Genomic DNA, 24,139 nt, shown 5'->3' on the forward strand with positions numbered 1-24,139 from the left:
ATAGTTTTTATTGTGCGTTAAGCTGATTTAGGCAACGGATTAAACTGCTCTCATAATCAGGGATGCTAACCGTATAGATCTTTTGTATTTTTTTGGTATCCAATAAAGAATATGCCGGACGACTAGCTGGGGTGGGATAGGATGTTGTTGGGATACTGTGCAATTCACAATCCAATTGTGCCACATTTTTGATGGTTTGTGCAAAATCAAACCAGCTGATACGTCCGGTGTTCGAGTAATGATAGATACCGGGTATCCAATTTACGTTATAAACGATCTTTAAAATCGCTTGCGCAAGATCGGCCGCATATGTGGGGCTTCCTACCTGATCCTTAACGATGTTTAAGGTATCGCGTTCTTGCATCAACCGTAGCATGGTTTTGACAAAATTATTGCCAAATTCTGAATAGACCCACGCGGTACGGATAATAATCACATCAGGATTCATGGCTTGAGCGGCCTGCTCTCCTTTCAGCTTCGTAAGCCCGTATATACTTTGCGGATGCGTAACATCGGTTTCCTGATAGGGCTTTGCTGAAGCCCCGTCAAAGACATAATCGGTAGAAATGTGTAAAAACCTACAAGAGTTCTTAGCGCACCAGCCTGCCAAAAAGCCTACTGCTTTATGGTTGATGATATCTGCCTTTTCAGGTTCAGACTCTGCCCGATCTACAGCCGTATAAGCGGCACAATTGATCAGGTAATCCGGTTGCGTCTGCTCTAAATAGTCGCGCATCTGCAGTTCGTCTTCCAGATCAAATACGGCCCGGGTTACAAAATCAAAGCGATCATCGGGATGGGCTACAGCCAACCCCTGCAACTCCTGCCCCAATTGCCCGTGAGCTCCGGTAACTAAAATTCGTTTACTCATTGTTCTTTTTCGTATTTCTAGAGTACGCTCTACTCATTAAATAGATAATAGTTTATGCTTCTCGACTGCGCTAGAAGTGACAGCAAATGGTCAATCCAAATGACCCGATAATTATCAGAGGTGAATATAGCTAACTGCTAAGAGTCTCTACTAATCTTCCTCGTATTGCTTCGTATAATATTCTTGATAGGCGCCACTGGTCACATTAGCCAACCACTCCGGGTTGTCAAAATACCAATTGATGGTTTTTTGAAGCCCTTCTTCAAAAGTCACGGAAGGCTCCCATCCCAATTCGTTTTTGATCTTAGTAGCATCGATCGCATAGCGCAAATCATGACCGGGGCGATCCTTTACAAAAGTGATCAATTCAGCTGAAGCTCCTTCAGGTCTCCCCAGTTTTTGATCCATCTGCGCGCACAAGAGCTTCACGAGATCTATATTTTTCCACTCGTTAAAACCTCCAATATTATAGGTTTCAGCATGCTTACCCTCGTGAAACACCAGATCTATTGCCCGGGCATGGTCTATTACATACAACCAATCGCGGGTATAGTTGCCATCTCCATAAACCGGAAGCGGCTTGTTTTGAATGATATTGTTCAAGAACAACGGAATCAGCTTTTCTGGAAAATGATTGGGCCCGTAATTGTTAGAACAATTGGTGATCACATAAGGCAAGCCATAGGTTTCGCCATAAGCGCGTACAAAATGATCAGAGCTGGCCTTAGAAGCAGAATAGGGAGAGTTCGGATCGTAAGAGGTGGTCTCCGTAAATAAGCCCTCAGCACCTAAGGCTCCATACACCTCATCGGTACTCACATGATAAAAACGTTTACCTGCATAAGCCCCCTCCCAAATAGATTTAGCAGCATTCAGTAAATTCATCGTCCCCAAAACATTGGTCTTTACGAAAGCCAACGGGTCTTTTATAGAGCGATCTACGTGAGATTCAGCAGCCAGATGCACGACTCCGTCAAATTGCTCGGTTTGAAATAGGTTATCTATAAAAGCCGCATCGGTAATATCGCCTTTAACAAAGGTATAGTTAGGCTGCTCCTCGATATCAGCAATATTCTCCAGATTTCCGGCATAGGTCAAGGCATCCAGATTATAAATTTGATAATTAGGGTAGTTAAGCACAAAACGCCGAACCACATGCGAACCGATAAATCCGGCGCCACCGGTGATAAGTATCTTCATAAGTAATCAGTTAAGTTATAATAACGTAAAATACGTGTTTAAATAAAAAGAGCCTGTTCCTGACGAAAAGCATTTTTAAAGTAAGGAGTGCGTTTTCAAGCACCACAGATTTCTCTAAAAAATATCATCACAAAACCCAGAGGCAGTTCAAGTTATCCCGACAGCTACCGGGATTAGACCACAAGAGTTGAAATAAATGTATCGAGAAGCTACTAAACTAAAAGTAACGCAACACTAGTAAACTTAATTAATACAAAGTCTTCTCGATACAAATCAAGCTCCGTCACCATTCCGCTTCATGCACTCGAAGTGACAATCCTTTATCAATTAGCGCCCGTCACACTGAGCTTGTCGAAGTGTGCAGTCAATACCCTTCTCCCTAAGGAAGAAGAGCTGGAGACGAGGAAACCCGTTAACTCCCTATCGCATAAAAATCAAACCCGATCTCCTCCAGCAATTTACGATCGAGCAGCCTGCGCCCGTCAAATAAAAAGGCTGGCTTCAGCATTTGCGCATATATTGAATTCCAATCTAAGGTTTTAAATGCATCCCATTCGGTCATCAGGGCCACCGCATGCGCTTGCTCACAAGCTGCTTCAGCAGAATTAACCACTTTGATAAGTGCCCGGTTTTCGGTTTCAGAACGCGTCCCTAAATAATCCAGATCTGCTAAGATCTGCTCTTGGGTCACTTTAGGATCATACACCACCACCGTAGCCTGCTCATTCAGCAGATAGTCGGCTACATAGATCGAAGCCGATTCCCGAGTATCGTTGGTGTCTTTTTTGAACGCCCAGCCCAACATCGCGATTCGCTTACCGGAAACCGTGTTGTATAAGGTCTTAACCAGTTTAGCAGCAAAACGGCGTTTCTGATGGTCGTTCATAATAATAACCTGCTCCCAGTAGTCTGCTACTTCATGCAGCCCAAAAGATTTGGCGATATACACCAGATTTAAAATATCTTTCTGAAAGCAAGAACCGCCAAAACCAACAGAAGCCTGTAAGAATTTCGGTCCAATACGGCTGTCCATACCAATTGCCTTAGAAACTTCCTGAATATCAGCTCCCGTTACCTCACACAGTTCAGACAAGGCATTGATGCTCGAAACCCGTTGGGCTAAGAACGCGTTGGCAGTCAATTTAGACAATTCCGAAGACCACACATTGGTGGTTAAGATATTATCCTCCGTCACCCAATGGGCGTAGACGCCTACCAAAGCTTGTATCGCTTCCCGTCCTGCTTCGGTATCCAGATCCCCCCCGATCAAAACCCGGTCGGGTTTGTGCAAATCACTTACCGCAGTGCCTTCTGCTAAAAACTCCGGATTCGAAAGGATCTGAAAATTCACGCCATTTCCGGTATTATCCAATATATTTTTTAAGGCTTCGGCTGTACGCACCGGGAGGGTCGATTTCTCCACCACGATCTTATCGGTGGTAGCCACCCGGGCGATCTGGCGTGCACAGAGTTCGATGTATTTCAGATCCGCAGCCATCCCCTTACCCATCCCATAGGTTTTGGTGGGGGTATTTACCGAAATAAAGATCATATCCGCCGCATCAATAGCTGCATCCACATCCGTAGAAAAAAACAAATTACGACCCCGTGCTTCGGCGACCACTTCAGACAAGCCCGGTTCGTAGATCGGGATTTGTTCCACATCCGGATCATTCCAAGCCGCGATACGTTTGGCATTGATATCTACTACCGTTACGGTAATTTCAGGGGATTTTTGGGCGATGATGGCCATCGTAGGCCCACCCACATACCCAGCCCCAATACAACAGATGTTTTTAACTTTCATGATAACTCAGTTCTATTTATCATTCCCTTACAGAAGGAAATCTCTCAAAATTAAATTCTTTTTTCAAGTCCCTTGAAGACAGGAAAACTTTATTTTTCTGTTTCCGTGAAGACAGAAAAACATTTTTTTGTCCGTTTCCACGAAGGTGGAAACCTCAATTATATTATTTTCTCATTCCCTCCCTTCGACTAGCGCTCAGGGTAAATCTAGAAGGCAATCTCTCAAAATTAAATTCTTTTTCAATTCCCTCCCTTCGACTAGTGCTCAGGGTAAATTTAGAAGGGAATCCCTTACTTTTTAAACTGATACCGATACCCTAATCCTACACCTAACGTATTCTGAGTACGATCGCTCCAGTCCAATCCAGCATAGCCGGTAAACATCCCAAAGGAAGTGGTATACCCCAGTTCCCCATAGCTGTACACCGCATGCTCGCGGGGCGTGTAGGCTACATCATAGGTCCCCAGGTTGGTCGCGTAACTCAGTTTTCCTTGGTATCGCAAGTTCCCGAAGCTTCCGGTTGCCCCCAGGTGCATGACATAACTCCGGTCATTCAGATTCCCCACACCTTCTGCTCGAGCAATAATAAATGGCAGTCCTATAATTCGATCCTTGTATCTCCACCCCGTGCCATACACTCCATTAAAGAAGTACTTATCCCCTTCTTTCCCAAAAATACCCGGTGTTGGACGCCCGCTTTGCGAAACGGTCTGTACATACTCCAGATCTACCGCATCCAACCATGATACCTTTTTCGGTTCCAGATACACGCCCCAAACCCCATCGGGGAAATTATTCAATTCGATCCCGGAAGCATCTTCAAATAAATTCTGATGATACAAGCGCAGGTTATAATTTTCTCGGGTCATGTCATAAGCCAACTCATAAGACCCAAGCCCATTTCCCAAACTATTGATCTGATCCCCTTCAATCGCGCCACTGCCACCCGAACTCCCAAAAAACACTTTGATATAGTCTGAAAATGATGAAGGTTGTTTTCCAAAAACTGGTGAAGTCCCTCCAAACTGCACATAGTGTTTCATACTCCCGCTCAGGCGGTCGTTCTCACTAAACACCAGCGCCAGCTCTAGGCTTTTATGATGCACCTGCGCATTAGTCACATAGCGGTCTTCCTCTAAAAAGTAATGACCAAACGTGGCTTTGGCTTCAAACCACTTGAAGATCTTTAGCGGCTTCAGCATCTGTATATACACTCCCGGTAACGCCCGCGCATTGTTACTCCAGATGATATCGCCACCCACACTCGAGATCCCGCGTAGTTTTTCTTTACGATGCTTCATACCCGCACTGGCTTCTACGATTCCCCAGGTATAGGTCGCATACAACTCATCGAGCTTCACCCCGTCATACAGCCCGTCGTTTGCCAAAAGCCCACCACCTACTTCCAGTCGGTTCTGTTCATTAAATTGGGCTGCATACGACGCCTGCACCAAACCGAGTACGTTAGTCTCCGCATCCAAACGCCCGTATTGATTGGAGTACATCCAAAAGGGATTTTCAGATCCGGTCGCTGCAAATCCTTTTCCTTCTACAGCAAGCACAAACCCGTTTGCTTCCTGATCCTGATCCTGTGCACCCGCAGCACTCCACACGAGCATCAGGCTTGCGACTAGTTTATATAGGTTATTTTTATACACGTATTTGAATATCTAATTTTTTTTATAGTTCTCGACTGCGCTCAGTGTGACACAATCAAAGAGACAGCCCATTGGACTCCTGGTGGACATCTCGATACTCATTTAGCTCCGTTAACACATCATTAGATGTACACAAAGGACACGTCTCGTCAGTTCGGGTGATCCCGATAGCTATCGAGAGGATAGTGCCTTAGAGAACCAAAGGTTAAATGAAATCACTTAAAACTTATAAAAAGTGGTCAGGAAAATCCAGAGCAACTACCTATCAGTTACAAGCCTTATCTCCAACCTACTCCCATGGCTTCGCCGTATGAGTCCCATTTTGAGTCTCACAGCAATTAAAAAAATTAAGACAAAGCACGAGTTGCCTTGTCTTTGAATTTACTTCTTTAAGAAGTTTATGTTATACTTTACTCACATCCCGAATAGAAGCGACAACCACTACCCCAAGATCTTTAAGAACCAAACGCATGGTTTTAGGTCCTATTTCATGAATCACCGCTTTTTTATCTTTTAAAGGTCCGCTCGATAGCTTTACAGCATCTCCGGGACGGTACTGCTTCACCTCAAAATCTTCAAGCTTTTCATCAGCCAACCAACTTTTAATGGTTTCGATCTCTGCATCCCGAACTACAGCCGGCTTACCCAACCAAAACAAATAACGCACCACGCCATGAACCTCAAACACGCGATTGCGCTGGTTTTCAGAAAGCTGTACAAAGACATAGGATTTAAACAGAGGAACCTCTAGTTTCTTCTTGCGATCACTCCATACTCTCACTTCTGTGATTGTTGGACAGAACACTGTTACCCCTATTCGCTTCAATGCCGAAGCGACTTTTTTTTCTGATTGCGGTTTAACGTATAGTACGTACCAATTCATTAAGTAAACTGCTTTATAGAGTTTGAAAAATTTAGGGGATTTCTAACTGCTAACGAAGCGAAAATAAGTAAAACGGGAAACTAAACAAGGATAATTTTGCATTTAATTTTACGAAAAAATCAAGAATCAGACCGCCTGCTCCCCTCGAAAACGATTGAACATTAACACCCAATACTGTATCTATATTTTATTAACCTGAGGCACGGTTTGCTGCTTTTCAGATTGATCGGTGTATTTAAAATGCTTTTGAAGAAAAGCATCGCAATAGAGTGACAGCATGCGAGCAATAATGGGTCCGGCTTCAATACTGCTGGACGCCTTTTTGATTTTCTCAATTTCACATTCAAACCCTGAACGAGAATACCCAAAAAAAAAAGGAGCCAAAAGGGCTCCTTTTTAGGTCTTATAGAGTTTGAAAGTTACTCTTCAGCCTCAGCAACGTCTCCATCCCATTCCATAAATCCTCCTACTAAATTGTAGGTAGTCTCAAAACCCAGCTGATCCATCAATTGCGCAGCCTGACCGCTTCGGTTTCCCGAACGACAATAGATGTAGTAGTTTTTAGATTTATCCAATTCATTCACCTTATCAATAAATCCCTGACCTTCATAAATATCAATATGATGGGAATTGGGTATTATACCCTCATCCACTTCATTTTGCGTACGCACATCTAATATATAGGCTTGGTCATCAGAAGCTACTAATTCTTCCCACTCTTCTTGTGTTATATTTTTCATCTTCTTTGATTTTAGTATTTGGAATTTCAAAGATACATCGTAGCGACCTTTTGCCCAAGAGTTACGCGACAATCAGGATTTAAACACGCTAAGGTTTGCCTAAACCACTTCAGAGCATGCTCACGAGACATACGTTAGAACAATTCTTCAATTTCGAGGCATCCCGATAACTAGCTGGACGGTGTATGAAACCCTTTGGCAGTACCGATAAAAATCAAAAGCTGCTTTTCTTAACAGCTAGCGCAGTTGTCCCCAGGCAAGTGACTACGTTAAGCTTTTATAGAACACCCTATAGCCTTAGTGATTGCAGGCTCTACCGCCTCATCATTCAGTAACGACTCTACTGCTTGTTCTACAAAGCGTTTGGTAACGGTTTCAGCATCTCGTACGCTATCGTCAATCGCCCCGATATACCTCACCACCAACTCATTTTCCTCTCTATTTAATAGATAAATATGCGGGGTCTTCGTCGCTCCGAATTGGGAATACACCGTATGACTCTCGTCATATAGATACGGAAACGTATATCCTTGGGCAGCTGCTCGTGCTTGCATCGCTTCAAAATCTTCGCCTGCTTTCAATTCCGGGCTATTCGGATTGATTGCAAGTACAGGAAAACCTTTTGATTTATACTTTTGATCTAAAGCCAAAATACGGGCTTCGTTAGCCAAAGCAAACGGACACGTGTTACAGGTAAACACAACGATAATTCCTTTCGCATCCGGAAAATCGGATAAAGAAACCTGTTTGCCCGAAACGTCTTGTAGTTTAAAATCTGAAACGGTGTCACCTAAATCATAGCCATTGGCAAAATCACCAAAGCCGGCAAAAGCAAATGCTGATACCACCAGTAATGAGGTCAGTCCGATTAATAGTTTAAGTGTTTTCATCTGAAGAAGTTTAAAAATTGTCTTTTACAGCTAAAACGGCAGCCTCTAAGGTAGCATAATCTAAAGAGCGCTCGTAAAACTTATAAGAATCCTCACTGATAATCACAGTTGCAGGTAGTGCACCGCTCCAACTAGGAGAAACCTTCGGGATCCATTCATTGGTATACGGATCGTCTAAAAAAACCACAGGCATCTTGAAATCTTGGTTTTTTATAAAGGGAATTAATTTACTTTCAACTTGATCTGGGAAATCAAGACTCACCAAAATCACTTCGACCTTTTTGGTTTTATAGTCTGCATAAAGCGTTTCAAAAGCAGGCAACTCTTTTATACACGGCTCACACCAGGTTGCCCAAAAATTCACAACGCGTACGGTGCCTGCTTCTTCAACCTCAAGAAGCTGCTGAAAATGATCAAAATCATAAACAGCTAATTTATAGCCTTCCTGATCGACTATTTTTAAAGGTTCAACTACAGATCCTGTTGACGATTTGCAACCCAGGCTCAGTATTCCAACCATAAAAACGAGTAATCCTTTATTCAAATTGGGTGATTTTTGAAATCCCGTGTAAAACTAGCCAATTAGATAGTGTTCGTCCGAAATTTAAGAATTGTATAACAACTACAAGGATATAGTAACCCGTTATTAGATAAAATATTCTAAAAATCAGTTAAAACGAAAAGAAATAGAGCAGGCATATCTAAAATAATTATATATTTGTACATACAAATGTTGTAACAACATATGCAATGAAAATTGAAGAAGCTTTAAAAATCAATAGCGGTTTAGATTTATCTTCTAAAACCTTGATTAATATTCAATACACGTCAAGGTTACTCGAAGAGAAATTTGCAGCCTTACTTAAAGAGCACGGCTTAAGCACCCCGCAGTTCAATGTATTACGCATTCTCAGGGGGCAAAAAGGTAAGCCTGCCAGTTTAGCGTGTATTCAGGAACGTATGGTAGACCGAAGCAGCAATACGACTCGATTGGTTGATAAGCTCATTGCCAAAGGAATGGTTGAAAGACGTATTTGTCCTGCAAATCGAAGAAAGGTAGAAATTGAAATCACAAAACCGGGCCTGGATCTTTTGAAAGAGCTTGATCCGCTTACCAAAAAAACAAATGCTGAAAATGCATCTAACTTAACCGAAAATGAGCTTTTAACTTTAAATGATCTATTAGATAAATTAAGAAATGATGAGTAACTATATTGAAAATTTAAACTGGCGATATGCCACAAAAAAATTTGATGCTTCAAAGAAAGTATCTGCTGAAGACCTACAAATGCTGAAAGACGCAGTACAACTGTCTGCTTCTTCTTATGGCCTACAACCCTATAAAATTGTTGTTGTAGAAGAGGAGACTGTAAAAGAACAATTAAAAGAAGCCGGGTACAATCAATCTCAATTTACAGATGCTTCTGCGATTTTTGTATTTGCACATCAGACAGATTTTGGTAAAGAGTTGGTAGACTCTTACATCAACCATGCAGCACGCATCCAACAAGTAGAAGCAGGTTCCTTAGAACAATATGCTGACTTGATGAAAAACGCACTGCTCAACCTACCACAAGAGGCAAAAGCCGGCTGGACATCAAGACAAGCGTATATCGCATTGGGTAATTTATTAAGTGCCGCCGCAGCTCACAAAATAGATACCTGCCCTATGGAAGGTTTTGACGCGGACGCTTTTGACCGCATTTTAGGCCTTAAAGATCAAAACTTGCACGCCGTAGTTGTTGCCGCTGTTGGATACCGTAGCGCCGATGATAAAATGCAACATGCCCAAAAAGTAAGAAGACCTCAGGAAGAGCTCTTCATCACTATTTAAAAAATTTAATTCAACACATGTACATACAATTTTAATCCCTACAACTATGAAAATTCAGAATCCTTTCAACAACTTTGATCAAGGTTTAGAAAAACTAAACTCGGCTTCGAAAAAAGCCTTCAACTTCTTAAACCGCGATAATCGCGTTAAATCAATATTAATTTTAGCAGTAGGCGTTGCCGCTGCATCATTTACAACAAAAACTATTATGGAAAAAGTAAGCGTAAAAAGCAGTTCGATCACTTGGTTAGGTAAAAAAGTTACCGGAAAACACATGGGAACCATCGACCTTAAAGAAGGTTATTTTGAAATGGATGGCGAGAACATTACAGGCGGTGAATTTGTTATAGACATGAACAGCATTGTTTGTACTGACCTGGAAGGAGACAGCAAAGGCCAGTTAGAAGGTCACCTAAAAAGCGATGACTTCTTTGGAGTAGAAAACTTTCCTACAGCAAAATTAGTGATTACAAAAGCAGTAAAAGAAGGCAATTCTTATGCAGTAAGCGGTGATCTAACAATTAAAGAAACTACAGAGCCTGTTACTTTTGAACTAGAAAAAGCGGGTGATACCTTCACGACCACTTTAACTATAGACCGAAGTAAATACAATGTACGTTACGGTTCAGGAAGTTTCTTTGATAATTTAGGTGATAAAACCATTTACGATGATTTCACCTTAGATATCAACTTATCTATTTAATATTTTTTGAACTAATTGAAATTTTTGTTTGCCGCTTCAGCATCAATTTTTATCTTTGGTGCTCATTATGAAAAACAAAACAGTAAATACTTGGTGGTGGATCTCGCAACAGTAACGTCGTGAAGCAACCTTGTATTTAAATTTCAAATAAAAAAAAGGCCTGTCTCACGACAGGCCTTTTTTGTTTTACCAGCATATCAACCCAAGATGAAGTACATTTTAAAAACACACAGCAAAAAGATCCTGGCCGATACGATAACTCCCGTTTCGGTCTATTTGCGCCTGAGAGATAAATTTCCCAATAGTTTACTCCTGGAGAGTAGTGATTATCGAGCTAATGACAACACCTTCAGTTATATTTGCTGTAATCCTATCGCCTCTATTTCCATTAAAAATGAGGAAATAAAAGAAGCGTTTCCTGATGGAACTTTGCAGGTTACTCCAATAGAATCAGACACTGATGTTGTGGGCATTATTGAAGGTTTTGCTAAAAATTTTGAAACGGACACCAACGAGAAAAAGTTCATACAAAATGGTCTTTTTGGCTATATGAGTTATGATGGTGTTCGGTATTTTGAAGATATTGAGATCACTAAAAAAGAAGGCGCTCTTGATATTCCCGATATGTATTACGCAGTGTATCAAAACATCATTGCGATCAATCACTTCAACAACGAAGCGCATATTTTTTCACATACCTACGAGAGCGAAAATAATCTGGATCAGATTGCACAATTATTAAGGGTAAAGAGTTTTGCTGAATACAACTTCAAGTTAGAAGGGGAGCAAAAATCGGTGATTACAGATGAGGAGTTTATTGCTTTGGTCGACACCTGCAAAAAGCACTGTCAGCGAGGGGATGTTTTTCAAATTGTACCTTCTAAACGCTTTTCACAGGGTTTCAGCGGTGATGAATTTAACGTATACCGAAGCCTGCGTAGTGTAAACCCCTCTCCGTATCTGTTCTATTTTGACTACGGAAATTTCAAAATCTTTGGCAGTTCGCCTGAAGCGCAACTAATTGTTCAGGATGGCAAAGCCGAAATTCACCCCATCGCGGGCACCTTTAAACGTACCGGTAATGATGAGAAAGATGCTGCTTTAGCTAAAAAATTATCAGAAGATGCAAAAGAGAACAGCGAGCATGTGATGCTGGTTGATCTGGCACGCAACGACCTCAGCCGTAATGGAAGCAATGTAAAAGTAGAAACCTACCGCGAGGTACAATACTTCTCCCATGTGATTCACCTGGTTAGTAAAGTAACCGGGACCAAACACCCGGAAACCTCTACGATGCGGGTGGTTGCAGACACCTTCCCGGCAGGAACACTAAGCGGAGCTCCCAAGCATAATGCGATGAAATTGCTAGAGAAATACGAACCGATAAATAGAGATTTCTACGGTGGCGCCATAGGCTTTATGGACTTTAACGGAAACTTCAATCACGCCATAATCATTCGTTCTTTTTTAAGTAAAAACCATCAATTGCATTATCAGGCAGGTGCTGGTATTGTAAGCGACAGTGTCCCTTCAAAAGAACTCGAAGAAGTATATAACAAATTAGGAGCGCTTACTAAAGCACTTAAACTGGCTGAAGAAATATAAAATGAAAATACAAGTTTTAGTAATCGACAATTACGACAGTTTTGTGTACAATCTGGTTCACTATTTAGAAGATCTGGACTGCCAGGTAACTGTAAAACGTAACGACCAACTCCAACTGGAAGAAGTCGCTGCATATGATAAAATCTTATTATCTCCGGGACCGGGAATACCGGATGAAGCCGGACTTTTAAAAGACATCATCAAAACCTACGCGGCTACCAAAAGTATGTTTGGGGTCTGCCTGGGGCAACAAGCTATCGGCGAAGTTTTTGGTGGAACACTTATTAATCTCGATCAGGTTTTTCATGGGGTGGCCACCTCGGCTAAGCAATTGGTTACAGACGAACCTTTATTTAAAGATATTCCTGAGGAGTTTGAAATAGGCCGGTATCACTCTTGGGTGGTTGCCCCTGAAAATTTCCCAAAAGATCTCGAGATTACTGCTGTAGATGTTAACGGTCAAATCATGTCATTACGCCATAGAGAATACGATGTGCGCGGCGTACAGTTTCATCCCGAGTCGGTTTTAACTCCGGAAGGGAAGAAAATGATCAAAAATTGGGTAACGAGCTAATCGTTTTTCCATTTCCGTAAAGGCGGAAATCTCAATTAAAAAAAATTACATTTCCGCGAAGGCAGAAATCTCTTAAAACAGAACTACAAACATTAAAAAAGCACTCTCCCTTGTGGAGAGATGCCCGGAGGGCAGAGAGGGACATGAAAATACTATTAAACAGACTGATCAATCACGAGCAACTCAACAAATCAGAGGCACGTGACGTGCTGGTCAACATATCAGAAGGAAAGTACAACACCAGCCAGATCGCTGCATTCATAACGGTCTATATGATGCGTAGCATTACTGTCGAGGAGTTGGCAGGTTTTAGGGATGCGTTGCAGGATCTGTGTATCGCTGTGCCTTTTAAAGGCTATAATGCGATCGACTTATGTGGTACCGGTGGGGATGGTAAAGATACATTCAACATTTCTACCTTATCTTCTTTTGTTGCTGCGGGTGCAGGAATAAATGTCACTAAACACGGCAATTACGGCGTATCTTCTGTGAGCGGAAGTAGTAATGTGATGGAGCATCTGGGCATCAAGTTCAGCAATGATAAAGACTTTTTAAAACGTTGTCTGGATGAAGCGGGCATTTGTGTACTACACGCTCCCCTATTTCACCCGGCAATGAAAAATGTGGGACCCATCCGTCGGGAACTGGGCGTAAAAACCTTTTTCAATATGCTCGGCCCTATGGTTAATCCTGCTTTTCCGGAGAATCAATTGGTAGGTGTTTTCAATCTGGAATTAGCAAGACTGTACGGTTATTTATATCAAAAGACCGATAAAAACTTTACGATTCTACACAGTATTGATGGTTATGATGAAATTTCATTGACCGGAAATACCAAAGCGATCCGAAACAACAGCGAGCGCATGCTGAGTGCAGAAGACTTTGGGGTTTCAACTATTAAACAAGAAGACATCTATGGTGGTAATAGTGTTGAATCTTCAGCGGAAATCTTCAAAAAGGTAATAAGCGGTAAAGGCACTGAAGCGCAAAACAATGTGGTTGCCGCAAATGCAGGTATGGCCATTGCCACAGTAAAAAACCTGGAACCTAAAGCAGGTTTTGATCTGGCTAAAGAGTCGTTGCTTAGTGGTAAAGGATTAGAAAAACTGAATAAATTAATAGAACTCAGCAGCAAGTAAAATGAACATTTTAGATAAAATAGTTGCAGATAAATTTAAGGAGGTTGCCTTACGCAAACAGCTTATTCCGGCTAGTCAACTGGAGCAATCGGTTCTTTTTGACCGGAAATCCCCATCATTGGCTACCGCTTTAAGTACGAGTAATTCTGGGATTATCGCAGAACACAAACGCCGCTCTCCAAGCAAGCAGGTTATCAATCATACCCTCAATGTTCAGGATGTAGCAACCGGGTATGAAAATGCAGGTGTTTGTGGTATGAGCGTGCTTACAGACGGAAAATATTTTGGTGGCTCCCTAGATGATTTGCTTTTAGCCCGCGCAGTAAGCAAGTTTCCGCTTTTGCGCAAAGAATTTATTATTGATGAGTATCAGATCTTAGAAGCCAAAGCCTATGGTGCTGATGTGATCTTACTGATCGCTGCGGTTCTTACGCGTGAAGAGATTAAAAACTTTTCTGAATTTGCGAAGTCTTTAGGACTGGATGTACTTTTAGAAGTCCACAATCTGGAGGAGTTAGAAAAGTCAATTATGCCTTCATTAGATATGCTGGGCGTCAACAACCGCAACCTTAAAACTTTTGAGGTGAGTTTAGACACCAGTAAAACCTTGTCAACTAAAATTCCCGATGATTTTGTGAAAGTTTCTGAAAGCGGCATCAGCTCGATCGACGCTATTAAAGAATTGCAACCTTATGGGTACAAAGGGTTTTTGATAGGCGAAAACTTTATGAAAACAGACAACCCGGGCGCAAGTGCAACCGAGTTTATAAAAAACCTTTGATAAAAAGCTCCCTTCCTTTCCAAGGAGGGGAAATTTCAGCTTACTGAAACAGGGTATGTTATACTCCCTCTGATAAGAATTATAAAATGAAAGATCAGGACACAACTAAAAATCAACCTTCAGCTTCTTTAAAGCCTGCCGAGCTGCAGCTTAAAATTTGCGGAATGAAATACAATACTGCTGAAGTTGCACAGCTTCAACCGGATTATTTAGGGTTTATTTTTTACGAAAAGAGTCCGCGTAATTACGACCTTTCTGAAATTCCTTCGCTCACGCTCGGAATTAAAAAAGTGGGTGTGTTTGTAAATGCTGACCTGAATTTTGTTTTAGAAAAAATCGATCAATTCAATTTTGATGTTATTCAGCTCCACGGGAACGAGTCTCCTGAATATTGTGAGGAACTGAATCACAAATTAGACAAAAAATTAATTGATAAAGAGTATGGATCTAGAATGGATATCTGGAAAGTCTTCAGCATCAAAGACACCTTTGATTTTTCAATCTTAGAAGACTATGAGGCTGTGGTTGACAAATTTTTATTTGACACCAAAGGCAAAGAAAAAGGTGGTAACGGCTATACCTTTGACTGGAGCGTTTTAAATGATTACAAGGCTCAGAAACCGTTCATCCTAAGTGGCGGAATTGGTTTGGAAGAATTAGCTGCTGTGCAAGAATTACAAAAAACGGATTTACCACTGTATGCTATTGATGTAAATAGCAAATTTGAAGACCGACCTGGATTGAAGAATATCGAAAATCTAAATAAATTGATGGGTTCTTTTGAACCTATTAAAAGAGCAGAATAAAAAATAGAAATAGCAATAAAAGATTTCAGCTACGAGTTTATCCTAAGCGATAGTCGAAGGGCGGAAATGAAAATATAGAATAAAAAATGAACTACAACGTAAACGAAAAAGGATATTACGGTGATTTTGGAGGCGCTTACATACCCGAAATGCTGTATCCAAATGTAGAAGAATTGCGCCAGAATTACATAAAAGTGATGCAAGAACCTGATTTTCAAAAGGAGTTTAAAGAGCTCTTGAAAGAATATGTAGGTCGCCCTACTCCACTTTATTATGCGAAGCGTTTTTCTGAAAAATACGGTACTAAAGTCTATCTAAAACGGGAAGACCTGTGTCACACTGGTGCGCATAAAGTAAACAATACCATTGGACAAATTTTAATGGCAAAGCGCTTGGGTAAGAATCGAATCATCGCTGAGACCGGTGCCGGTCAACATGGAGTTGCAACGGCCACGGTTTGCGCATTAATGGGCTTAGAGTGTATCGTGTATATGGGCGCTATCGACATCAAACGCCAGGCTCCTAATGTGGCCCGTATGAAAATGCTGGGAGCAACAGTAGTTTCGGCAGAATCTGGTAGTAAAACACTTAAAGATGCTACTAATGAAGCCATTCGCGACTGGATCAACAATCCTACAGATACGCATTATATCATAGGTAGTGTAGTGGGTCCACATCCGTATCCAGATATGGTTGCACGTTTTCAGAGTGTGATTTCTGAAGAGGTAAAAAAGCAGTTGCTGGAAAAAGAAGGACGTGAAAATCCGGATTATGTTGTGGCTTGTGTTGGTGGCGGGAGTAATGCTGCAGGGATCTTTTATCATTACTTAGACAAACCTGAAGTAGGCATTATTGCTGTTGAAGCTGCCGGAAAAGGAATACACTCTGGAGAAAGTGCTGCGACTTCAGCTTTAGGTAAAGAGGGCATCATCCACGGAAGCAAAACCCTTTTGATGCAAACCGATGATGGTCAGATCACCGAGCCGTATTCCATTTCAGCAGGATTGGACTACCCGGGAGTTGGACCCATGCACGCACATTTGTTTAGAAGTGGCCGCGGTGAATTCATCAGCGTAACGGATGCGGATGCAATGCAAGCCGGTTTAGACTTATGTAAGCTAGAAGGCATCATCCCGGCAATTGAATCGTCTCATGCACTTGCCATTTTTGAAGACCGAAAGTTCAGGAAAGATGATGTAGTTGTGGTTAATTTAAGTGGTCGAGGTGATAAAGATTTGAATACCTATATAGAATATTTTGACCTTGCATAAGGGTGTTCCTTGTGCTATTGCGCAAGGCGAGCTTTCGGCAGTCGCTTTTATTTTATGATAAAAACCACTTAAAAAAGAGCTCCAACAAAGCCTAATTCCCTAACGCAAACTTTAAAATAACATTTCCGCCTAAGGATTATCCTGAGCGTGAGTCGAAGGACGGTAATGACTAAAAAAAGATATAAATGAACAGAATAAATAAAAAATTACAGGAAGACAAGAAGTTGCTTTCTATCTATTTTACGGCAGGATATCCCAAATTGGAAGATACAGTACCGGTATTGGAAGAGTTGGTTAAATCCGGAGTTGATATGATTGAGATTGGGCTTCCGTTTAGTGACCCTTTAGCAGATGGACCTACCATTCAGGAGAGCTCTACTACTGCGCTAAAAAACGGAATGACCACCGCAAAGCTTTTTGATCAGATCAAAGACATTAGAAAAACGGTTGACATTCCTTTAATCGTTATGGGGTATTTCAACCCCATGCTTCAGTACGGTGTTGAGAAATTTTGCAAAGCATGTTCTGAAATCGGTATTGACGGACTCATCATGCCAGATCTGCCGCTTGCTGAATATGAAGAACATTACAAAGCTACATTTGAAAAGTATGATCTTAAAATGGTCTTTTTGATCACACCGCAGACTTCAGACAAGCGTATTAAACAGATAGATACTGCTAGTGACGGCTTCATTTATATGGTGAGTAGTGCGAGCACTACCGGTAAAACTTCAGGCTTCAGCAACGTGCAAAGGGATTATTTTGAACGAATTGATGCTTTGAATCTTAAAAACCCACAGATCGTAGGTTTTGGAATAAAAGATGAAGAGACGTTTAAAGCGGCTACTAAAACCGCAAAAGGCGCCATTATTGGTTCAGCATTTATAAAAATGCTTACTGAAAAAGGAATTGAAGGGATTTCAAGCTTTATCAAATCAATAAGACCTTGATTAACAACAAGTCTTAACCTTGTCTTAGCAAGACCTTATTAATAATTAACAACTCTTCTTTGTATCTTTAGAATAACAAAAAAGAGAAAATATTATGGATAAGAAATTTGAAAGAACTGTAGAACAAAAGAACCCAACAAATCCTACAGGTAATAGAAACGAGAAAACAAATAAGGTTGATATTGATGAAAAAACCATTAAAGATCAACAGAATAAGCAATAAGACGATATATTAAAATTCAGATAAAAAGCCGATTTAGAGTTTCTAAATCGGCTTTTTTATGTGATTCTTCGTCTAGTATTCTATTCGGTTTTCGACAATCTTGTAGGTTGGGTCTTCCATAATATTCACATCGATTATGGCTTCCGCATTTTTCAACAAACGGATACAATCTTTACTCAAATAGCGTAAATGTACTTTTTTACCTATTTTATGATAGCGCTGTGTAATTACATTTAAGGCTTCAATAGCAGACATGTCAGAAACACGGCTTTCCTTAAAATCTATGATCACTTCTTCAGGATCATTTAAAACATCAAACTTTTCTATAAAGTTAGTCGTTGAAGCAAAAAACAACGGACCAAATATCTCATAATGTTTAATTCCGTCATCATCTACATACTTGCGAGCTCTAATGCGTTTAGCGCTTTCCCAGGCAAAAAAGAGTGCAGAAAGGATTACCCCTACTAACACAGCTAGAGCCAGGTTGTGCAAAATAACAGTGATCACCGCCACAATAATTACAAGGAAGACATCCTTTTTAGGTACTTTATTTATAATTTTTAAACTCACCCATTCAAAGGTTCCTATTGCCACCATAATCATAACTCCTACCAGTGCCGCCATAGGTACTTTTTCGATTACCGGAGCTCCAAACAAAACAATAATCAGGATGGTAAGTGCTGCAATAATACCCGAAAGTCTCGCGCGAGATCCTGCTGAAAGGTTTACCAAAGTTTGAGCGATCATAGGGCACCCGCCCATTCCAAAGAAAAAGCCGTTCAACATATTAGAACTTCCTTGTGCAATACACTCCCGGTTACCATTTCCTTTAGTTTCTGTGATCTCATCAACTAAGTTTAAGGTTAACAAACCTTCGGTAAGCCCTACAGCTGCCATCACCATAGAATAGGGTGCGATAATCTTTAAAGTTTCAAAAGAAATCGGAATTTCAGGAATGTGAAATGGAGGAAAACCACCGCTTACAGAAGCGATATCTTTTACAGTTTTGGTGTCAATCCCTAAGAAATAAACCAAAAGAAAAACCACAACAATTGCTACTAAAGAAGAAGGAACTGCTTTGGTTAATTTCGGTAAAAAGATCACAATTGCAATCGTCAAAGCTACCAGTCCGGCCATAATCAATAAAGGCGTTCCGGTCAGCCAGGAAACTTCACCATTTACAATGGTTTTAAACTGCTTGATCTGAGACATGAAAATCACAATTGCCAGACCGTTTACAAACCCAAACATCACCGGATGTGGGACCAGCCTGATGAATTTTCCCAGTTTAAAAAGTCCTATAAAAATCTGGATAACTCCCGCTAAAGCAACAGCCGCCAACACGTATTCCAGTCCGTTAGAATTCATCAAGGCTATCAGGGTAATAACAGTAGCACCTGCTCCCCCGGAGATCATTCCCGGTCTTCCACCAAAAATTGCTGTGATCAATCCTGCTATAAAAGAAGCATATAAGCCCATCAATGGCGGAAAGCCAGCCAGGATAGCAAAAGATAACGACTCGGGTATCATCGTCATCGCAACAGTCAAACCTGCTAATACTTCTGTTTTATAATTAACCTTTTGAGTGAGATCAAATAAGTTGAATACTTTTTTCATAAAGGTAGTTTAATGCCTAGTGCTTCGGTTTTTAGGTCTTTACGCGTTAAGTGGATTAAAAAAACAAGAGCAAACTACCTCGGGGCAGGCCCACGAGGCATTTGTTAGAAACAAATTTTCAATTTCGCGGCAAGCCTCAGGGGTAGTAAACCCTTTGGCAGTGCCATTAAAAACTGAACGTATTGGAATTTAGCTTGTTAACATCCTTCTCAATTTGGCTGCAAAAATAGCTTTTTTAATCAGAAGGCAAAGCGATAAACCTGCTCATTAGCACTCAGAAGTAAAGGTTTACATCAGCTAATTTCACTACAAGGATTTCGCTATCAGATCAGGTCTGTTTCAGTTCAAAATCTCGTTAAACTTATACTAATGCAGATTGGTGGAGTTGCCAGCCTGTATCAATGTCTTATTTTCGTATAAAATGAATACTTATGAAAGCACACTTATATTTACTAGCCGGCTTATTAGTTCTGGGTAGTTGTAAAAACGATACCAAAGTCTCTGAAGATGAAAAAGAAGAACTTGCAGACAATGGACCGGTTACTGTACAAACTACTGTTGGTCCTTTGGAACTTCCTGCTCCCTTTACCTCAGAGTCCGTGACCAAACAAAGCAAGGTCGTTAATTGGCCTGCTGGGAAAACCCCTATTGCTGCTGAAGGGTTTAAAGTAGAGCGTTTTGCAGATTCTTTAAAGCATCCACGCTGGACCTATGTAGCTCCTAATAACGACATTTTTGTTGCAGAATCTAATACTAAAGACAGCGCCAACCGAATCACATTATTACGCGATACAGACGAGGATGGAAAAATAGATGAACGCTTTGTTTTTAAGGATAAGTTGAATCAAAACTTCGGAATGCTGGTTCTTGGTGATTTTTTCTACATCGCTAATACAGATGGACTTTATCGCTTTCCCTATACCGAAGGACAAACCAAATTAGAAGGTGAAGGAGAAAAAATAGTAGAACTTTCTGCTAGTGGTTACAACAACCACTGGACGCGAAATATCATCACGAACGAAGCTGGCGATAAGATTTACATCTCTGTAGGTTCTGCAAGTAATGTAGGGGAACAAGGAATGGAGAAAGAAGAACGCCGCGCGAATATTCTCGAAGTTAATCCGGACGGAAGCGGAGAAATCGTTTATGCTTCCGGTTTGAGAAACCCTGTAGGCATGGACTGGAATCCGGTTACTGGTGATCTTTGGACTGCTGTTAACGAGCGTGACGAGTTGGGCAATAATCTGGTTCCTGATTATGCTACAAGTGTAAAAAAAGGCGGCTGGTATGGATGGCCTTATAGCTACTATGGTCAAATCAATGACCCAAGATGGGATGAAGATCCGCATCAGGATTTGGTAGACAAAGCAATTATTCCAGATGTGCCTTTAGGACCACATACAGCCTCATTAGGCTTTACCTTTTATACTGCAGATCAATTTCCTCAGATGTATCAAAACGGAGCATTTGTTGGGCAACACGGTTCTTGGAATCGCGAACCGTTCTCAGGCTACAAAGTGGTTTTCATTCCCTTTGAAAATGGGATTCCAAAAGAACCTGTTGATTTCCTAACCGGCTTTGTTCCTGATGAAAATGGAAATGAAGTTTACGGTCGCCCTGTTGCAACTACAGTTGCTCCAGATGGCTCTCTTTTAGTTAACGATGATGACGGCGGAGTGATCTGGCGTGTATCTGTAAAATAATATATGGGCAACTATATTTTAAGTTTTCTGCTGTTACTTTCTTGTTTTGCTTTTGCTCAAGAATCGGTAACAGCAGATTCTGTTTTAGTACGCAACACATTAGGAGAAGTCATCCTGACTTCTACCCCTATTCAAGATAAATTGCAACGCATTCCGGCGGCTGTAAACCTTATCAATGCTGAAGACCTACAGCGCGGCACACCACTTTCAATAGCTAACGAGATCAATAAAAATCCCGGAATTCAAATGCAACAGGGTGCCTTAAACACTAGCCGGATAAGCATACGCGGATTGGGCGCGCGCAGCCAGTATTCTACAAACCGTGTCAAAGCCTATATCGAAGGCATACCGCTTACTACAGGTGAAGGCGAGACTACTTTAGAAGATCTGGACCTCAACCTGATCGAGCGTCTCGAAATTATTAAAGGTCCAGCTTCCAGCAGCTATGGTGCAGGTCTAGGAGGGGCGATCAATATTTCAGTCATCAAACCCCAAAAAACCACTGTCAGCATCAACGGACTCACGGGTTCATACGGCTTGCTAAAAAGTGGAGCAACAGCGGCTTTAGCTTCTGCCAAAACAAAGGGGTTTATCAGCTATAATCATTTAGAGAAAGACGGATATCGGGAAAACAGCAACTACAATAGAAATACGTATACAGCTTATGCGAAAACAGCTTTAAACGCCGTCAGTTCGCTTAGCTTTTTCGGGAACTACACGCGTTTAAAAGCTTTCATACCCAGCTCTGTCAATAAGGAAACTTTAATCAATAGTCCTCAAAATGCTGCATTCACCTGGGGACAAGCTCAGGGATACGAATCCTATGATAAAGCCTTAGCCGGTATTTCATATTCTTGGAATTTTAGTGAAAATAATTTGTGGCAAACCAGTGTTTTTGGAAACTACCGCGATGGCTATGAGCCCCGCCCCTTTGATATTTTAGATGAAGAATCCTTTGCTTTTGGGATTAGAAGCAATCTCAAATCCCAGTTTACGATTTTTAATATTCCCGCGAAAAGCAGCATAGGTGTAGAGTATTTTGATGAAAACTACAAAGCCCAGCTCTTTGAAAATTTATACGAAGACAATTCCGGTAACGGAAGTTTGCAAGGTGCTCGCTTTAGCAATCAGGAGCAAGACCGAAAATACCTCAACCTTTTTGCACAAATAAGTCTGCAGCTTACTCAACGCCTTAAAGCAGATCTGGGGCTCAACTATAATCACAGTAGATATATTTTAGATGATTATCTAAATAAATCTGACACAGATAATAGTGGAGTATACACCTACCCAAGAATCTTTTTGCCGCAAGCTGGCTTGTCTTATGAAGTAGCGACTGATAAGTTTTTGTATGCTACGGTTAGCAGAGACTTTAACTCCCGAAGGCGCCATAAACCCTGAGATCAAACCCGAAACCGGAGTGAATTATGAACTGGGTTTAAAAGCGCAATGGCTTGATAAAAGCCTGTATACCGAGTTGGCTTTGTATACCGTGCAAGTAAATGATTTGTTGGTTGCTGAACGTGTGGGCAATGACCAATATGTAGGACGGAATGCCGGAGCTACTGATCACAACGGAATAGAAGTATTGGTGAATTACAGAACCCATCTTACTACAAACTGGATGGTTCAGCCGTATGGATCTCTAGCTTTAAACGATTATTCTTTTGATGAATTTACCGATAACGACATCAATTATAACGGGAACGACTTGACCGGAGTTGCCGACAAAGTAATCAACCTTGGGCTGGATCTGAAGTATAAAAACAGATACTCATTCCATATCAATTACAGACATAATGGAAACATTCCACTGGATGATGCCAACACGATCTATAGCGATTCGTACAAGCTCGTCAATCTAAGAACCGATTACACTTTTAATTTTTTGAATAAGCTACAAGCTGCTGCTTATGCTGGGGTCAACAATGTGTTTGACACCGCTTATGCAGCGCAGGTGTTACCTAACGCAACCGGTTTTGGCGGGGCTGCTCCTCGTTATTATTACCCGGGAGAACCTATTAATTTTTACGTGGGATTGAATTTTAATTTGAATTGATTCAGAATAAGTAGAAGTTACTAATTGTCTTCGGGAAGTGAAGTTTCTTGCTCTTCAAACTTTTTGAGTTCGGCTCTAAAATCGCCACTTAACTTCATCAAGGCATCCAGAAGATCCAATTGACGCTCGGGTAACAACAAATCTCCCGGTAATTGCATCGCATCACAATATTCAAAAAACAAACTCTGATAATAGGGTTCTATTTGCAATTGACGATTTAAGAATTTTTGATCAAAATAATCATCTGTGGCAAACAGTATTTGATACTGCTCGTAGGTTATGGGAGCATATTCTTTTTGCTGCTTAGAAGGGTCTTTTTTAAACAACCCTATAAATCGCTTCGCCAGCATAATAAAATCGATCCCGTTACTGGTATATTTAGGTCTGTACTCCTGCGGGCTTTGTTTGACATCATTACGCACCAACTCATTTACTTGCTCATTGTATTCAGTCTGATCAAATTTTTTCTCTTTTGGTGCTTCGGTAAGACGTACTTCAGCAAGTTCATTTAAACTTTCACTGAGTTCCACCACCCAGACTTTCTCCAGTTGATATTTTTCAACCGTGAAAAATTGTGTTTCCATAAAAGGCGCGCTAAACACTAAAGAATCATTGAGCCGTGCGGCAATACTAAAATCCCCGGCATCTGTAGTAACCGTACTCTTATTCTGAGTCCTGTTCTCCACTAAAACACCCGGGACGCGTTTGTCGCCTGCATAGACCTTCCCCGTTGTATTCTGAGCAAATACTGAAGTGGAAACAGCTAAAAAACAAATTGTAAAAAAGATCTTAATACTCATAAGTGTGTTTAGGTTGTACAAAGTA

General features: G+C 41.1%; 25 protein-coding genes. 14 read left to right on the forward strand and 11 right to left on the reverse strand.

Annotated elements, in window-relative coordinates:
• Positions 1-7 precede the first annotated feature (7 nt).
• From rfbD to DSM02_RS17040, 9 genes are all read right to left on the reverse strand, one after another.
• The gene (rfbD, locus tag DSM02_RS17000) at positions 8-871 is read right to left on the reverse strand and encodes a dTDP-4-dehydrorhamnose reductase (RefSeq protein WP_128766731.1); all 864 of its coding nucleotides are present in this window, start codon (positions 869-871) and stop codon (positions 8-10) included.
• Between the two features lie 150 nt (positions 872-1,021).
• Positions 1,022-2,071 (reverse strand): dTDP-glucose 4,6-dehydratase, encoded by a 1,050-nt coding sequence (gene rfbB, locus DSM02_RS17005; protein ID WP_128766732.1) that lies wholly within the window; start codon positions 2,069-2,071, stop codon positions 1,022-1,024.
• 412 nt (positions 2,072-2,483) lie between these two features.
• On the reverse strand, positions 2,484-3,878 hold the full coding sequence (locus DSM02_RS17010) for a nucleotide sugar dehydrogenase (protein WP_128766733.1): 1,395 nt from the start codon (positions 3,876-3,878) through the stop codon (positions 2,484-2,486).
• A gap of 290 nt (positions 3,879-4,168) precedes the next feature.
• On the reverse strand, positions 4,169-5,536 hold the full coding sequence (locus DSM02_RS17015) for a capsule assembly Wzi family protein (RefSeq protein ID WP_128766734.1): 1,368 nt from the start codon (positions 5,534-5,536) through the stop codon (positions 4,169-4,171).
• Between the two features lie 403 nt (positions 5,537-5,939).
• Complete coding sequence (locus DSM02_RS17020) at positions 5,940-6,419, reverse strand: UpxY family transcription antiterminator (protein ID WP_128761871.1); 480 nt, start codon at positions 6,417-6,419, stop codon at positions 5,940-5,942.
• Between the two features lie 180 nt (positions 6,420-6,599).
• A complete protein-coding gene (locus DSM02_RS17025; RefSeq protein WP_128766735.1) occupies positions 6,600-6,803 on the reverse strand; it encodes a hypothetical protein in 204 nt (67 codons plus the stop codon).
• 35 nt (positions 6,804-6,838) lie between these two features.
• Complete coding sequence (locus DSM02_RS17030; RefSeq protein ID WP_128766736.1) at positions 6,839-7,159, reverse strand: rhodanese-like domain-containing protein; 321 nt, start codon at positions 7,157-7,159, stop codon at positions 6,839-6,841.
• Positions 7,160-7,428: 269 nt separating this feature from the next.
• The gene (locus DSM02_RS17035; protein WP_128766737.1) at positions 7,429-8,049 is read right to left on the reverse strand and encodes a thioredoxin family protein; all 621 of its coding nucleotides are present in this window, start codon (positions 8,047-8,049) and stop codon (positions 7,429-7,431) included.
• A 10-nt stretch (positions 8,050-8,059) separates the two neighbouring features.
• The gene (locus DSM02_RS17040) at positions 8,060-8,593 is read right to left on the reverse strand and encodes a TlpA disulfide reductase family protein (protein ID WP_240674095.1); all 534 of its coding nucleotides are present in this window, start codon (positions 8,591-8,593) and stop codon (positions 8,060-8,062) included.
• A gap of 206 nt (positions 8,594-8,799) precedes the next feature.
• Here DSM02_RS17040 and DSM02_RS17045 point away from each other — a divergent pair, with 206 nt between their 5' ends.
• From DSM02_RS17045 to DSM02_RS20700, 11 genes are all read left to right on the forward strand, one after another.
• On the forward strand, positions 8,800-9,258 hold the full coding sequence (locus DSM02_RS17045; RefSeq protein WP_128766738.1) for a MarR family winged helix-turn-helix transcriptional regulator: 459 nt from the start codon (positions 8,800-8,802) through the stop codon (positions 9,256-9,258).
• A complete protein-coding gene (locus DSM02_RS17050; protein ID WP_128766785.1) occupies positions 9,251-9,883 on the forward strand; it encodes an NAD(P)H-dependent oxidoreductase in 633 nt (210 codons plus the stop codon). The genes DSM02_RS17045 and DSM02_RS17050 overlap by 8 nt, the downstream gene beginning before the upstream one ends.
• A 46-nt stretch (positions 9,884-9,929) precedes the next feature.
• Positions 9,930-10,586 (forward strand): YceI family protein, encoded by a 657-nt coding sequence (locus DSM02_RS17055; protein WP_128766739.1) that lies wholly within the window; start codon positions 9,930-9,932, stop codon positions 10,584-10,586.
• Between the two features lie 207 nt (positions 10,587-10,793).
• On the forward strand, positions 10,794-12,191 hold the full coding sequence (locus DSM02_RS17060) for an anthranilate synthase component I family protein (RefSeq protein WP_128766740.1): 1,398 nt from the start codon (positions 10,794-10,796) through the stop codon (positions 12,189-12,191).
• A 1-nt stretch (position 12,192) separates the two neighbouring features.
• Entirely contained in the window at positions 12,193-12,765 is a 573-nt protein-coding gene (locus tag DSM02_RS17065; RefSeq protein ID WP_128761863.1) for an anthranilate synthase component II, read from the forward strand.
• Between the two features lie 143 nt (positions 12,766-12,908).
• Positions 12,909-13,904, forward strand: coding sequence for an anthranilate phosphoribosyltransferase (gene trpD / locus DSM02_RS17070; RefSeq protein ID WP_128761862.1), 996 nt, complete (start codon positions 12,909-12,911; stop codon positions 13,902-13,904).
• A 1-nt stretch (position 13,905) separates the two neighbouring features.
• Positions 13,906-14,685, forward strand: coding sequence for an indole-3-glycerol phosphate synthase TrpC (trpC, locus tag DSM02_RS17075; RefSeq protein ID WP_128766741.1), 780 nt, complete (start codon positions 13,906-13,908; stop codon positions 14,683-14,685).
• Positions 14,686-14,771: 86 nt separating this feature from the next.
• Positions 14,772-15,491, forward strand: a complete 720-nt coding sequence (locus tag DSM02_RS17080; protein WP_449405356.1) for a phosphoribosylanthranilate isomerase — start codon at positions 14,772-14,774, stop codon at positions 15,489-15,491.
• Between the two features lie 86 nt (positions 15,492-15,577).
• Entirely contained in the window at positions 15,578-16,762 is a 1,185-nt protein-coding gene (gene trpB / locus DSM02_RS17085; RefSeq protein WP_128766742.1) for a tryptophan synthase subunit beta, read from the forward strand.
• Positions 16,763-16,947: 185 nt separating this feature from the next.
• The gene (gene trpA, locus DSM02_RS17090; protein ID WP_128766743.1) at positions 16,948-17,712 is read left to right on the forward strand and encodes a tryptophan synthase subunit alpha; all 765 of its coding nucleotides are present in this window, start codon (positions 16,948-16,950) and stop codon (positions 17,710-17,712) included.
• Between the two features lie 94 nt (positions 17,713-17,806).
• Entirely contained in the window at positions 17,807-17,935 is a 129-nt protein-coding gene (locus tag DSM02_RS20700) for a hypothetical protein (RefSeq protein ID WP_262707738.1), read from the forward strand.
• A 72-nt stretch (positions 17,936-18,007) separates the two neighbouring features.
• Here DSM02_RS20700 and DSM02_RS17095 read toward each other — a convergent pair whose 3' ends face one another.
• Complete coding sequence (locus tag DSM02_RS17095; RefSeq protein WP_128766744.1) at positions 18,008-19,552, reverse strand: SulP family inorganic anion transporter; 1,545 nt, start codon at positions 19,550-19,552, stop codon at positions 18,008-18,010.
• Between the two features lie 431 nt (positions 19,553-19,983).
• On the opposite strand from DSM02_RS17095, the gene DSM02_RS17100 reads away from it, so the two are divergent.
• The 3 genes from DSM02_RS17100 to DSM02_RS17110 are packed head-to-tail and all read left to right on the forward strand — an operon-like array spanning position 19,984 to position 23,314.
• The gene (locus DSM02_RS17100) at positions 19,984-21,255 is read left to right on the forward strand and encodes a PQQ-dependent sugar dehydrogenase (protein ID WP_128766745.1); all 1,272 of its coding nucleotides are present in this window, start codon (positions 19,984-19,986) and stop codon (positions 21,253-21,255) included.
• A gap of 3 nt (positions 21,256-21,258) precedes the next feature.
• The gene (locus DSM02_RS17105; RefSeq protein ID WP_128766746.1) at positions 21,259-22,656 is read left to right on the forward strand and encodes a TonB-dependent receptor; all 1,398 of its coding nucleotides are present in this window, start codon (positions 21,259-21,261) and stop codon (positions 22,654-22,656) included.
• The gene (locus DSM02_RS17110) at positions 22,607-23,314 is read left to right on the forward strand and encodes a TonB-dependent receptor domain-containing protein (protein WP_128766747.1); all 708 of its coding nucleotides are present in this window, start codon (positions 22,607-22,609) and stop codon (positions 23,312-23,314) included. Before DSM02_RS17105 ends, DSM02_RS17110 begins: the two co-directional genes overlap by 50 nt.
• Positions 23,315-23,334: 20 nt before the next feature.
• Here the strand turns inward: DSM02_RS17110 and DSM02_RS17115 are convergent, their stop codons facing one another.
• Positions 23,335-24,114, reverse strand: coding sequence for a hypothetical protein (locus DSM02_RS17115; RefSeq protein ID WP_128761854.1), 780 nt, complete (start codon positions 24,112-24,114; stop codon positions 23,335-23,337).
• Positions 24,115-24,139: the final 25 nt, after the last annotated feature.

The sequence above is a fragment of the Leeuwenhoekiella polynyae genome (assembly GCF_004104075.1).
Taxonomy (GTDB): domain Bacteria; phylum Bacteroidota; class Bacteroidia; order Flavobacteriales; family Flavobacteriaceae; genus Leeuwenhoekiella; species Leeuwenhoekiella polynyae.